Here is an 11,964-nt window from a genome sequence, read left to right on the forward strand (position 1 = left end):
CCTATCGCGGCGGTGTCGCTCGCCCGGTACCGCCGTTCAGCTCCTGCTGGACGAGCTCCCACAGGACCTGGTACGTGGTCGTCTGGGCCTCCTGGATCCGGTGCACCGAGGAGGAGGGCACGACGAACAGGTGGTCGACCGCACCGCACTCGGCCATCCGGCCGCCGTCGTACCCGGCGAAGCCCACGGTCACCATGCCGAGCCGCCGCGCCTCCTCCAGCGCGTGGACGATGTCGGCCGATCCGCCGCTCGTCGACAGCCCGACCGCGACGTCGCCGGCCCGGCCCAGGGCCGCCAGCTGTCTCGCGAAGATCACTTCGAAGGCGACGTCATTGCCGAGCGCGGTGAGCACCGCGACGTCGCTCGTGAGCGCCAGCGCCGGCAGCGGACACGCCCCGGGCCCCGGGTTGGTGAACAGCTCGACGATCGCGTGCCCGTCGGTGCTGCTCCCCCCGTTGCCGAACGCGAACAGCCGTCCGCCCTGCCCGAACGACCGGGCGAGCGCCCTCGCGCACGCCGCGATCCGGCCGGCGTTCCGCTGGCACATCTCCGCTCGCAGCGCGACGATCTCGTGCGCCTTCTCGACCGTGGACCGGGTCACCTCCGCGAGCACCGCGTCGAAGTCCGCACCGACGTCGTACAGCCCCGGATAGAGCGACCGCATGTCGGTCCCTACCGCCGAGGCACTGCCGTCGGCGTGGCGCGCCAGGGCGGGATCCGAAGGGTGCGCGCTCATCGGCCCGGCTCCGGTTCGAGGACCCCCGGCTGCTCGAGGAAGACGTGTACGAGCTCCCAGAGGATGTGGTAGGCGGTGACGTTGATCTCCTTGACGACGCGTGGATCGTCCGTGCGGATCACGAGAGTGTGGTCGATCGGCGGGGCGCCCGCGATCCGCCCGCCGTCACCGCCGACGAGCGCGACCGTGAGCAGGCCCATCTCGTGGGCGGCCGCCAGCCCCCGCCGGACGTTCTCGCACCGTCCGTCCGCCGACAGCCCGACGGCGATGTCGGCCGGCGCCCCCATCAGTCGGACGCCGACCGCGTAGGTCTCCTCGAATCCCGCCCGGCGGGTGACACCCGTGAGGGCGTTCGGGTCGGCGGCGAGGGACAGCGCCGGCAAGGCGCGTTTGCCGACGATGACGGGATGGACGAACTCCACCGCGATGTGCGCCGCGTCGGTGGCCTGTGCCCCGTTGCCGAAGACGATCATCTTGCCGCCCCGGTGGAACCGTACGGCCATGGCATGGCACGCACGGGCGACGCGCTCCGCCTCCGCGGCGAGGGCCTCCGCCGGTTCCGTACGGCGGGCGAACGCCGCGGCGACCGAGTCCTCCGAGATCGTCATCGCCTCTGTCCTCCCGGCTCGGCCGGCGCGGAGACCGACGCGTGACGGACCAGGTAGTAGTCGAGAAGCGCGCGGGTCTCGGCCAGGACGCCGGCCCAGGTGCCCAGGAGGGCTTCGCCGCGCTCGGTGAGGTGGTAGGTGCGCCGCCGCGGTCCCGCTTCCGAGGCCTCCCACTTCGAGCACAGCATCCCCTGGCGTTCGAGTGAGCGGAGCCTGCGGTAGAGGTGTCCCGGGTCTCCCTCCGCGATGCCGAAGGGCTTGAGCCGTTCGAGCAGCTCATAGCCGTGCGCGGGCCGCTCCCGCAGGAGCAGGAGCAGGCAGCACTGCAGGAAGTTCCGGGGTTCGCCGGCGGGCCGGGCCGCGACACGGTCGGCGTGCGCGGCGCGGGCCGTCGGCCTCAGGGCCCGGTCGGCCTGTGCCATGTCTCCCCCGGCGGATCGACTCGTTCGATACGGAAAGCGATGTCCCCATCACCCGGAGTACCCACATGATCGCGATCGCATCCACGCCCGCCGCTCGTTTCCTCCGGAGCGCGGGCACAGGCACACCCCCGCGGCTACCTGCCGAGACCACATAGAGGGAGGGATCACTTACCGTACGTGGCGCTCGTGCCTTATACCGGTTAACGCCGCTTTTCCGCGGTGTGAGGGACCACCGGCCGGAGAAGGGAGCAGCGATCATGACAGCCGAGCCGGTCACCGCTGCGTTCGATCGCGCCCTCGCGGTCGCCGACGCGATCCTCTACGAGGGCTACCTGCTGTACCCGTATCGCCGCTCGTCGGCGAAGAACCGGGTCCGCTGGCAGTTCGGCGTGCTGACGCCACGGGCCTGGACCGAGGCGCGGGGGGTGGACGACGAGGGGGTGGCCGGGTCCGCCGAAGGATGGTGGCAGCAGACCGAGTGCCTGCTCGAGGCGAGCGACGAGGCCACCGTCTGGTGTCGCGTCCGGTTCCTGCAGCTCCGGAGCAGGTCGGTGGAGGAACGAAGCCCGGAGGGCGGCCATCGTACGGTCGACCGCCTTCGGATCGGCGACCGGCTCGAACTCGCCTTCGACGAGGCGATCCCCCGGGACTTCGACGCGCGGATCGTCGTCGGCGAGGCACTGAACGGCGAACGGCGGTTCGCCCTTGGCGCTCCCGGTGGCGAGGATTTCGAGGCGCTCACGGATGACGCCGGCCGCCCGGTGGGACGGACGGTGTCGCGGTCGTGGCCGGTGGACGCGGCGGTGGCGGTCTCCGCGGTCCGCTGCCCCACGGCACCCCGGCTCGTCCGGCTGCGCGTGCGCGTCGAGAACACCGACCGTACGACCCCGCCGGACGCTCCCCGGGGCGAGGCGCTGCGGCGATCGCTGATCGCCGCGCACACCCTGGCGGCCGCGTGCGACGCGTCGTTCGTCTCGCTGCTCGACCCGCCGGGCTGGGCCGAGGCGGAGGCCCGTGCCTGTTCGAACATCCGGACCTTTCCCGTGCTCGCCGGCCGGCCCGGTGAGCGGGACCTCCTGCTGTCGTCACCGATCCTCCTCTACGACCACCCGGCGATCGCTCCGGAGAGCCCCGGGGACCTGCACGACGGCACCGAGATCGACGAGATCCTCTCGCTGCGCACGCTGACGCTCACCGACGCCGAGAAACGTGAGGCCCGCGCGACCGATCCCCGCGCCGCGGCCATCCTCGACCGGGTCGACGCGATGCCGCCGGAGGTGATGTCCCGCCTGCACGGGGCCGTCCGTTCCCTCGGCCCTGCCTCCGCGACGGCCGGCGAGGACGCGTCGCCTCCGTCGCGCTGGACCCCGCCCGACGCGGCCGACCTGCCCCCCGACGCCGACGTCGTCGTCGTGGCCGGCCGCGTGTCACCAAGGGCAGCCGGGTGCGCCTGCTGCCGCAGCGGCGGGGCTCCGACCCGCAGGACATGTTCCTGGCGGGCCGGACCGCCAGGGTGGAGGCCGTGCTCCTCGACGTGGACGGCTCCCGTCAGCTGGCCGTCACCCTGGAGAACGATCCCGGGGCCGAGCTCGACCGATGGTACGGGCGGTTCCGTTACTTCTCCCCCGCCGAGATCGAACCACTCGCCGACACCGGAGGCACCGAATGAGCGCGCCCGGCCGCCGGGTGCTCGTGGCGGGCATCGGCAACGTGTTCCTCGGCGATGACGGGTTCGGCGTCGAGGTCGTCGGCCGGATCGACGCGTCGGCGCTTCCCTCGACGGTGGAGGTGACCGACTACGGGATCCGGGGCGTCCACCTGGTGTACGAGCTGCTCGACGGCCGCGTCGACACGTTGATCCTGGTCGACGCCGTTCCCCTCGACGGCCCGCCGGGGACGCTGGCCGTCCTCGAGGTCGATCCGCCGACCTGCCCGGCCCCCTCAGACCCGCCGACCGGCCGGGCCTCCTCAGACTTGCCGACGGGCCTGGCCTCCTCAGACCCGCCGATCGGTCCGGTCTCCTCGGATCCGCCGACCGCCCCGACGTCCGCACCGGAGCCGCCGTCTCCCCCGGCTCTCGACGGGCACGGCATGAATCCGGAGGCCGTCCTCGGGCTGCTCCGCGCCATCGGCGGCGACGTCGACCGCGTGCTCGTCGTGGGCTGCCGCGGCCGTCATCGAGGAGCGGATGGGACTGTCCGAGCCGGTGCGCGCCGTCGTGGACGACGCGGCCTCGCTCGTGACGGAGCTGGCGTGCGAAGAAGCGGCGAAGCCCGGAAGGGCGGAGAGGCGACCGGCCGATGCATGAGATGGGACTGTGCGACGCGATCGTCGACGCGACCGTAGCCCGCGCCCGCGGGCGGCGGGTGACCGGCGTACGGGTGTCCGTGGCCGGCCACCCGGTCGATCCGGACGTCGTCGACCAGGGTTTCCGGCTGGCGGCGGCCGGGACGGTGGCGGAAGGGGCGAGCGTCGAGCTCGTCGTCCGGCCGCCGTCGGTGCACTGCCGTGGCTGCGGCGCTCGCAACGAGGCCACCGACGCCTTCGTCCTCGCGGCGTGCCCGCGGTGCGGCGGCGTCGACGTCGACGCGGCGGACGCCGAGGAGGTCGTGCTGGAGTCGATCGCCTTCGAGCCGGCCGAGGAGAGGAGACCCTGATGGACGCCCACGCGCCGGACCGGCCGCCCGCGCCGGCGGCTCAGGTCGCCGCGATCTACGACGTACTCCGTGACCGGCTGGAAGGGAGGCCCCGGACATGAGCATCGAGCAGAACACCGCCGAGAAGCCCACGACCACGGGTTTCGAGCACATCGACATCCTGTGGATCTCCGAGGGGATGAGCTGCGACGGCGACACGGTGGCGATGACCGCCGCGTCGCAACCGCCGATCGAGGACATCGCCCTCGGCCTCATCCCCGGACTGCCCCGGGTCACCCTGCACAACAAGGTCCTGTCACCGGCCCAGGGCGGCGAGCAGTTCCTGGCGCCGTTCCGCGCGGCGGCCGCCGGCGAGCTGGAGCCGTTCATCCTCGTCATCGAGGGATCGGTGCCCAACCAGAACATCATCGAGGGCGACGGCTACTGGACGTCCTTCGGCAACGACCCGCAGACCGGCGAGCCGCTCACCCTGAACTGGTGGATCGACCGCCTCGCCCCGAAGGCCTGGGCGGTGGTCGCGGCCGGAACCTGCGCGACGTACGGCGGCATCCACGCGATGGCCGGCAACCCGACCGGATGCATGGGCCTGGCCGACTACCTCGGCTGGGACTTCACGTCGACCGGCGGGCTGCCGATCGTCAACGTGCCCGGATGCCCGATCCAGCCCGACAACTTCATGGAGACGCTGACCTGGGTGCTGTACCACGCCGCGGGCAGCGCTCCCCCGCCTCCGCTGGACAAGATGCTGCGCCCGCAGTGGCTGTTCGGCAAGACGGTCCACGAGGGTTGCGACCGGGCCGGCTACTACGAGCAGGCCGACTTCGCCAAGGACTACAACTCTCCCAAGTGCCAGGTGAAGGTCGGCTGCTGGGGACCGGTCGTCAACTGCGACGTGCCCAAGCGCGGCTGGATGGGCGGCATCGGCGGCTGTCCCAACGTCGGCGGCATCTGCATCGGCTGCACGATGCCTGGCTTCCCCGACAAGTTCATGCCGTTCATGGACGAGCCCCCGGGCGGATCGCTGTCCTCGGCCCTCAACAAGCCGTACGGCATGTTCATCCGCCGGCTGCGCGGCTTCACCAACCAGACGGTGAACACCGAACCCAAGTGGCGCCACAACAAGCCCGAACTGACCAGCGGATTCGACCCGCACTGGCGTCCGTGACCGGCCGCAGGGCGAAGGAGACCGACAGATGGCACTGACCGATCGGACGCGAGCGCCGCAGCGCGCCGGCGAACAGCTCGTCGAGATGGCCTGGGACCCGATCACCCGGATCATCGGCAACCTCGGCATCTACACGAAGATCGACTTCGCGAACCGGCGGGTGGCCGAATGCCATGCCACCTCGTCGCTGTTCCGCGGCTACTCGGTGTTCATGAAGGGCAAGGATCCGCGCGACGCCGGCTTCATCACCAGCCGGATCTGCGGCATCTGCGGGGACAACCACACGACCTGCTCGGTGTACGCCCAGAACATGGCGTACGGCATCAAGACCCCGCCGCTCGGCGAGGACATCATCAACCTCGGCGAGGCCGCCGAGTACATGTTCGACCACACGCTCTTCCAGGACAACCTGGTCTTCGTCGACTTCTGCGAGGCGATGGTCAAGGCGACCAACCCGAGCGTGCTGCAGCGGGCGCAGCGGACGGAGGCGCCCAACGCGGAGATCCACGGCTACCGGACGATCGCCGAGATCATGGAGGCCTTCAACCCGTTCGAAGGCGAGGTGTACAAGCAGGCGCTGCAGGTCAGCCGCACGACCCGGGAGATGTTCTGCCTGATGGAGGGGCGGCACGTCCACCCCTCGACCGTCTACCCGGGTGGCGTCGGGACGATGCCCGAGCCGAGCCTGTTCACCGACTACCTGAGCCGCCTCGTCTCGATCATCGACTTCGTCAAGCAGGCCGTCGCGATGAACGACGACGTCTTCGACTTCTTCTACGAGGCCCTGCCCGGGTACGAGGAGGTCGGGCGCAGGCGTGTCCTGCTCGGTTGCTGGGGCGCCTGGCAGGACCCCGATGTCGTCGACTACCGGTACGAGAACATGACCCGCTGGGGCCGGGCGATGAACGTCACCCCCGGCGTGGTCGTGGACGGTCAGCTGGTCACGACCGACCTCGTCGACATCAACCTCGGCATCCGCATCCTGCTCGGCAGCTCCTACTACGAGGACTGGGTCAACGAGGATCCGTTCGTCACCCACGATCCGCTGGGCAACCCCGTCGACATGCGCCACCCGTGGAACCAGACGACGCTCCCGGTGCCGCAGAAGCGGGACTTCGAGAACAAGTACAGCTGGGTGATGAGCCCGCGCTGGTACGACAAGCGCACCGGTGAGAACCTGGCCCTCGACACGGGCGGCGGGCCGTTCGCCCGCCTCTACACCACGGCGCTCGCCGGCCTGGTCGACACGCCGTACGTCAAGGCGACCGGGTCCAGCGTGCGCATCAGCCTGCCCCGCGGCGACAAGCTCCCGGAGACGACCCTGGAGTGGCGGATCCCGCAGTGGTCCAACGCGATCGAGCGGGACCGCGCCCGGGCGTACTTCATCGCCTACGCGGCCGCCATGTCCCTGCACTTCCTCGAGCGCGCCATGGAACGCGTCCGCGCCGGGGACGTCAAGGTCTTCCAGGACTTCACGGTCCCGGACGAGGGCATCGGCTGCGGGTTCCACGAGGCGGTGCGCGGCGTGCTGTCCCACCACCTCGTCATCAAGGACAAGAAGATCGCCAACTACCACCCGTATCCGCCGACCCCGTGGAACGCCAGTCCTCGTGACATCCACGGCGTTCCCGGCCCGTACGAGGACGCCGTCCAGGACATGCCGATCTTCGAGGAGAACGGCCCGGACGACTTCAAGGGCGTCGACATCATGCGCGCCGTCCGCAGCTTCGATCCCTGCCTGCCCTGCGGCGTCCACATGTACCTCGGCAACGGCACCGTGCTGAAGAAACTCCACTCGCCGACGTTCGGAGCAAGCCATGGCTGACCCGCCGGCCACCCGCCCGTCCGAGGACCGGACCGACCCGCCGGTCGGCGGCCTGCCGGAGGACGAGGTCGAGGACCGGCTCGTCCGCCTCGACGGCCTTCTCGAGCGGCTCGAGCAGGCCACCGGGCCCGTCGCCGAGACCGCGGCGCAGGCGGTCGAAGCCCTCACGGAGGTGTACGGCACCGCGCTCGCCCGCATGACGGCCCTGGTCGGCGGGCTGCCGGAGCTCGCCTCGGCGCTGACCCGGGACGAGCTGGTGCACCACCTCCTCATCCTGCACGGCATCCACCCGCAGCCGGTCGAGGAACGCGTCGCGCGAGTGCTCGACGACGCCCTTCGAGCAGGCGGCGGCACGGTCGAACTGGCCGAGATCACCGGCGACGTCGCGCGTCTTCGCTGGTCCGGGGGCCGGGGCTGCGCGTCGTCGGCGGCTGCGGCCGAAGGGGCCATCGCCGACGCCGTGCTCGCCGTGGCCCCCGAGCTGCGGCGGGTCGAGGTCACGCCCGTCGAGCGCGCCCCGGCGGTGATCCCCGCCGAGTCCCTGCTGCGCCGGCCGGCCGACCGGATTCCGGACCGGACGGCGTGAAGGGCACGGGCGCGCTGCGGCGGGTGGTCGACCGTGCGACGGCGGCCGGCCCGGGCAGCCGTGCGAACTGTGCTCCCGGCCGATCGCGGAGAACCACCGGCACCTGCTGGATCTCCAGGCGGACGAGCCGCGATGCGTCTGCTACGCGTGCTCGGTGCTCTTCCAGCGGGACGAGGCCGGCGATGGGCACTTCCGGCTGATCCCCGACCGCCGCGTCCCGCTTCCCGCGTTCGCACCGGCGACGGTGGGCGTCCCGGTCGGGCTGGCGTTCTTCGTACGGCGTCCGGACGGCCGCGTCAGCGCGCACTATCCGAGCCCGGCCGGCGCGACGCGGTGGGAGGTCGACCCACCCCGGTGGCGGTCCGCCGTCGAGGGCATCGGGCCGTTGACGTCCCTGGCGGCCGACGTCGAGGCGGTCCTCGTCAACACCGCCCGGGGATGCTCGGAGGCCTGGCTGGTCCCCATCGACGACTGCTACCGCCTGGTCGCGATCGTGCGCCGGCACTGGACGGGTATGTCGGGCGGTGAGCTGGTATGGACCGAGATCGAGCTGTTCTTCGATGAGCTGAGGAGGTGCCATGGGACGGATCCGGATCGGTAAGCCGGACGTCAGGCCGGACACCCCGGCCCACGTGCGCGGCATACGGGAGGGCAACGCGAAGCGGAAGCTCAGCAGGCAGATCGGTCACCGCAGGGACGGCACCGCCGACGCGCGCCGCTCCACGGGGGTCAGGCCGAGGAGGCACAACGCGATCCTCAAGATCATGCCCAACCTGCCACCGGGCTGAGACCGATCAGAGGAGACCATCATGATCAAGAAGGTGCTGATCGGCGCGGCGATCACCGGTGTCGTCGTCGTGGCCGTCCGGGAGTACCCCGCGCTCAGACGCGAGATCAGGATCTGGCGCATGTGACACCGATGGGCGCCCCGAGGGGGCGGCGCCGCGAGACGGCGTCGCCCTCCCGCGCGGGCCGCTGACGCGTCATCCGGTGATCGACCGGATCCGTTGGAGCGGTGCATATGACGGGCGATCGAGGAAATCACCGCTGGCATGGCCACTGCGTACGCCGAACAATCCCTTCCGCACGTCCTGCGGGAGTACGCCGTCGTCGCCGACGGCGAACGCGGAGCCCTGATCGGCCCGGAAGGGGACGTGGCATGGATGTGCTTCCCCTCCTGGGAGTCACCGGCGGTCTTCAGCGGGCTGGTCGGCGGGCGGGGCCGCTACATCGTCCAGCCGGTCGACGAGTGGCGCGTCTGGGGCGGCTACTACGAGGATCGCAGCCTGATCTGGCGAAGCCGCTGGGTCACCCGTGCCGGCACCGTGGAATCCCGGGAGGCCCTGCTCCGCCCGGCGCGTCGTGACCGCGCCGTCCTGCTCCGCCGGATCCACGCCACCCGGGGCCCCGCTCGCGTGCGGGTACACCTCGATCTGCACGGCGGCTTCGGGAAGCACACGATGACCGGGCTGCGACTCGAGGACGGCGTCTGGACGGCTCGCAGCGGGTCCGTCCGCATGCGCTGGGCCGGAGCCGCGAAGGCCGAGTGTGACGATGACGGCCTGCTGCTGATCGTGGATCTTCCCGAAGGTCAGTCCCACGACCTGGTGCTGGAGCTGACCACCGGCCGTCCCGACGGGTCGCTCTCCCCGCACGACCTGTGGGCGGCCACCGAGGCCGACTGGCCCGCCCGCGTACCGGCCTGTGCGGACACCATCGCACCTCGCGACGCCCAGCTCGCCTACGCGGTGCTGACCGGTCTCACCAGCGGCTGCGGCGGAATGGCCGCCGCGGCCACCACGTCGCTGCCCGAGCGGATGGGGTACGACCGCAACTACGACTACCGGTACGCCTGGATCCGTGATCAGTGCTACGCCGGCCAGGCCGTCGCCGTCCACGGTGCCCGGCCGGAGTTGCTGGACGCCGCCACCGGGTTCGTGGCCGAGCGTCTGCTGGCCGATGGCGACCACCTCAAACCCGCCTATACGGTCACCGGCGACGCCGTCCCCGATGAGGAACACCGCGACCTCCCGGGGTATCCCGGTTCCCGGCTCATCACCGGCAATCACGTCAACGACCAGTTCCAGCTGGACGCCGTCGGAGAGGCTCTCCACCTCTTCGCCACCGCCGCCCGGATCGACCGGTTGCCGCAGGAGGCGGCCCGTGCCGCACGCGTCGCCGTCGACGTCATCGCCACGCGCTGGCGTCACCCCGACGCCGGGATCTGGGAGACCGATGACCGATGCTGGACCCAGTCACGGCTCGCCTGCGTCGGCGGCCTGCGCGCGGCCGCGGCGACCATCGCGGCACCGCCCGAGCGGCCGGCATGGCTCGCCCTGGCCGAGACGATCCTCGCCGAGACCACCCGCACGAGCCTCAGCCCCGCCGGGCACTGGCGCCGCGCGCCCGACGACGACCGGATCGACGCGTCGTTGCTGGTCCCGCCGATCAGAGGTGCCCTTCCCGCGGACGATCCCCGCACCGTCGCCACCCTGGAAGCCGTCCGCGAACGCCTGGTCGAAGACGGATTCGTCTACCGGTACGCGATCGACGAGCGCCCGCTCGGCGACGCCGAGGGGGCCTTCATGCTCTGCGGGTTCTTCCTCGCTCTCGCCGAACACCACCAGGGCGACATCCCGCGGGCCGCACGCCGGTTCGAACGCATCAGGTCCGGCTGCAGCACCACCGGCCTGTTCACCGAGGAGTACGACACGCGCCAGCGTCAGCTCCGCGCCAACCTGCCGCAGGCATTCGTCCACGCGGTGTTCCTCGAGGCGGCGGCACGGCTCGCCGTCGACTCACCGTGAACACCCGGCGGCTGCCGGGCGGACGGCGTCGAAGGTGCAACCACCGGCCGGCGGCGCCGTTCGCGCGGGTGCGATGAGCCGGCGCCCACCCGATGAGGGGCGGTGCCGCGACCCCGGCCGGGCACCCGGCCGGGCCGCGTCGCGTCATGAACCGAGCGCGAAATCACTGACCTTCGACGCGTTGTCCTTATTGACCAGGACGCAGTCGACGGACTGCTTCTCAGGCTGGCCCGTGGAGCCCGTCCTGATGTATTTGTCGGCCTGGTCGACGGCCATCTGGGAGATCTTCGCCGCAGGCTGCAGGACGGTGGCCTTGATGCCGTCCTTGAGGACGGACGAGACCACGTCGGGGCTGCCGTCGAAGCCGGTGACGATCACGTTGGTCTTCTTCGCGGCCTGCAGCGCGGCCCAGGCGCCCAGCGCCATGGTGTCGTTGCCGGCGATGATGCCCTTGACGTTGGGGTGGGCCTGCAGCATGGTCTGCACCTTCTGCAGCGCCTCGGTCTGGTCCCAGTTGGCGCTCTGCTGGGCGACCATCTTCATCTTCGGGAACTGGTCCAGCACGGAGTGGTAGCCCTTGGACCGGACGCCGGCGTTGGTGTCGGTCTCCTTACCGGTCAGCTCGAAGTACTCCCCGGATTGGCCCATGTCCTTGGCGAACTCCTGCCCGCCGAGGGTCGCGCCCTGGGAGTTGTTGGAGACGATCTGGGCCTTGGCGACCCCGGTGGAGTTGATCTCGCGGTCGATGAGGAAGCTGGGGATCTTGGCGCTGCCGGCCTTCTGCAGTGCGGTGACCGTGGAGTCGGCCCCGGCGTTGTCGAGGATGATGGCCGCGGCCTTGCGGGAGATGGCGGTGTCGATCGCCTGGCTCTGCTTGGTCGGATCGTCGTCGTGGCTGAGCACCAGGGTGGTGTAGCCGAGCCTCTTGGCTTCGGCGTCGGCGGACTGCTGCTCGGCCTTGAAGAACACGTTGTCGGGTGACGGCGTGATGATCACGATCAGTTTCGATCCGCCACCGCCGGCGGACTTGCCGCTCGCGGAGGACTTGGATCCGCCGCCGCAGGCGGTGAGGCTGATGGCGGCGGCCACGGTGACGGCGGCGAAGCCGATGATGGGCCGGCGGCTGGGGAGACGGTGCACAGTCGGGCCTTCCTTTCA

Annotated in this window: 13 protein-coding genes; 9 read left to right on the plus strand and 4 right to left on the minus strand. The window is 71.1% G+C overall.

The genetic code is table 11. The annotated features are described in order from the left end of the window. Nucleotide 1 precedes the first annotated feature (1 nt). From ACYVF7_RS38550 to ACYVF7_RS38560, 3 genes are read right to left on the minus strand one after another with little or no spacing between them, the layout of a single operon-like run. The gene (locus ACYVF7_RS38550) at nucleotides 2-736 is read right to left on the minus strand and encodes a D-sedoheptulose-7-phosphate isomerase (RefSeq protein ID WP_460350471.1); all 735 of its coding nucleotides are present in this window, start codon (nucleotides 734-736) and stop codon (nucleotides 2-4) included. After that, nucleotides 733-1,344 (minus strand): D-sedoheptulose-7-phosphate isomerase, encoded by a 612-nt coding sequence (locus ACYVF7_RS38555; RefSeq protein ID WP_460350473.1) that lies wholly within the window; start codon nucleotides 1,342-1,344, stop codon nucleotides 733-735. Before ACYVF7_RS38555 ends, ACYVF7_RS38550 begins: the two co-directional genes overlap by 4 nt. Further along, nucleotides 1,341-1,766 carry a PadR family transcriptional regulator gene (locus ACYVF7_RS38560; protein WP_460350475.1) on the minus strand — a complete coding sequence of 142 codons (426 nt, stop codon included), beginning with the start codon at nucleotides 1,764-1,766 and terminating at the stop codon, nucleotides 1,341-1,343. Before ACYVF7_RS38560 ends, ACYVF7_RS38555 begins: the two co-directional genes overlap by 4 nt. 257 nt (nucleotides 1,767-2,023) lie before the next feature. Between ACYVF7_RS38560 and ACYVF7_RS38565 the strand changes: the two genes are divergently transcribed. The 9 genes from ACYVF7_RS38565 (at nucleotide 2,024) to ACYVF7_RS38605 (ending at nucleotide 10,806) form a co-directional block, all read left to right on the plus strand. Further along, nucleotides 2,024-3,493: a hypothetical protein gene (locus ACYVF7_RS38565; protein WP_460350477.1), complete on the plus strand. Its 1,470-nt coding sequence runs from the start codon at nucleotides 2,024-2,026 to the stop codon at nucleotides 3,491-3,493. Then, nucleotides 3,432-4,112 (plus strand): hydrogenase maturation protease, encoded by a 681-nt coding sequence (locus ACYVF7_RS38570; RefSeq protein WP_460350479.1) that lies wholly within the window; start codon nucleotides 3,432-3,434, stop codon nucleotides 4,110-4,112. The genes ACYVF7_RS38565 and ACYVF7_RS38570 overlap by 62 nt, the downstream gene beginning before the upstream one ends. After that, entirely contained in the window at nucleotides 4,067-4,423 is a 357-nt protein-coding gene (locus ACYVF7_RS38575; RefSeq protein WP_460350481.1) for a hydrogenase maturation nickel metallochaperone HypA/HybF, read from the plus strand. The genes ACYVF7_RS38570 and ACYVF7_RS38575 overlap by 46 nt, the downstream gene beginning before the upstream one ends. A gap of 97 nt (nucleotides 4,424-4,520) precedes the next feature. Next, nucleotides 4,521-5,588 (plus strand): NADH-quinone oxidoreductase subunit B family protein, encoded by a 1,068-nt coding sequence (locus ACYVF7_RS38580; RefSeq protein WP_460350483.1) that lies wholly within the window; start codon nucleotides 4,521-4,523, stop codon nucleotides 5,586-5,588. A 28-nt stretch (nucleotides 5,589-5,616) separates the two neighbouring features. After that, the gene (locus ACYVF7_RS38585) at nucleotides 5,617-7,413 is read left to right on the plus strand and encodes a nickel-dependent hydrogenase large subunit (protein WP_460350485.1); all 1,797 of its coding nucleotides are present in this window, start codon (nucleotides 5,617-5,619) and stop codon (nucleotides 7,411-7,413) included. Further along, on the plus strand, nucleotides 7,406-7,999 hold the full coding sequence (locus ACYVF7_RS38590; protein ID WP_460350487.1) for a NifU family protein: 594 nt from the start codon (nucleotides 7,406-7,408) through the stop codon (nucleotides 7,997-7,999). The genes ACYVF7_RS38585 and ACYVF7_RS38590 overlap by 8 nt, the downstream gene beginning before the upstream one ends. Before the next feature lie 106 nt (nucleotides 8,000-8,105). Continuing rightward, complete coding sequence (locus tag ACYVF7_RS38595) at nucleotides 8,106-8,600, plus strand: DUF5947 family protein (RefSeq protein WP_460358354.1); 495 nt, start codon at nucleotides 8,106-8,108, stop codon at nucleotides 8,598-8,600. Continuing rightward, entirely contained in the window at nucleotides 8,578-8,787 is a 210-nt protein-coding gene (locus tag ACYVF7_RS38600) for a hypothetical protein (protein ID WP_460350489.1), read from the plus strand. Before ACYVF7_RS38595 ends, ACYVF7_RS38600 begins: the two co-directional genes overlap by 23 nt. A gap of 264 nt (nucleotides 8,788-9,051) precedes the next feature. After that, nucleotides 9,052-10,806 (plus strand): glycoside hydrolase family 15 protein, encoded by a 1,755-nt coding sequence (locus ACYVF7_RS38605; RefSeq protein WP_460350490.1) that lies wholly within the window; start codon nucleotides 9,052-9,054, stop codon nucleotides 10,804-10,806. 144 nt (nucleotides 10,807-10,950) lie between these two features. On the opposite strand, the gene ACYVF7_RS38610 is transcribed toward ACYVF7_RS38605, so the two are convergent. Next, nucleotides 10,951-11,946 (minus strand): substrate-binding domain-containing protein, encoded by a 996-nt coding sequence (locus ACYVF7_RS38610; RefSeq protein WP_460350492.1) that lies wholly within the window; start codon nucleotides 11,944-11,946, stop codon nucleotides 10,951-10,953. Nucleotides 11,947-11,964 lie beyond the last annotated feature (18 nt).

This window comes from Actinoallomurus acanthiterrae, assembly GCF_054775715.1.

Bases quoted from the DNA above. Each gene is read 5' to 3' on its own strand.
- ACYVF7_RS38550 (WP_460350471.1), bottom strand. From the start codon at position 736: ATGAGCGCGCACCCTTCGGATCCCGCCCTGGCGCGCCACGCCGACGGC.
- ACYVF7_RS38565 (WP_460350477.1), top strand. From the start codon at position 2,024: ATGACAGCCGAGCCGGTCACCGCTGCGTTCGATCGCGCCCTCGCGGTC.
- ACYVF7_RS38570 (WP_460350479.1), top strand. From the start codon at position 3,432: ATGAGCGCGCCCGGCCGCCGGGTGCTCGTGGCGGGCATCGGCAACGTG.
- ACYVF7_RS38580 (WP_460350483.1), top strand. From the start codon at position 4,521: ATGAGCATCGAGCAGAACACCGCCGAGAAGCCCACGACCACGGGTTTC.
- ACYVF7_RS38585 (WP_460350485.1), top strand. From the start codon at position 5,617: ATGGCACTGACCGATCGGACGCGAGCGCCGCAGCGCGCCGGCGAACAG.
- ACYVF7_RS38600 (WP_460350489.1), top strand. From the start codon at position 8,578: ATGGGACGGATCCGGATCGGTAAGCCGGACGTCAGGCCGGACACCCCG.
- ACYVF7_RS38560 (WP_460350475.1), bottom strand. From the start codon at position 1,766: ATGGCACAGGCCGACCGGGCCCTGAGGCCGACGGCCCGCGCCGCGCAC.
- ACYVF7_RS38605 (WP_460350490.1), top strand. From the start codon at position 9,052: ATGGCCACTGCGTACGCCGAACAATCCCTTCCGCACGTCCTGCGGGAG.
- ACYVF7_RS38575 (WP_460350481.1), top strand. From the start codon at position 4,067: ATGCATGAGATGGGACTGTGCGACGCGATCGTCGACGCGACCGTAGCC.
- ACYVF7_RS38590 (WP_460350487.1), top strand. From the start codon at position 7,406: ATGGCTGACCCGCCGGCCACCCGCCCGTCCGAGGACCGGACCGACCCG.
- ACYVF7_RS38555 (WP_460350473.1), bottom strand. From the start codon at position 1,344: ATGACGATCTCGGAGGACTCGGTCGCCGCGGCGTTCGCCCGCCGTACG.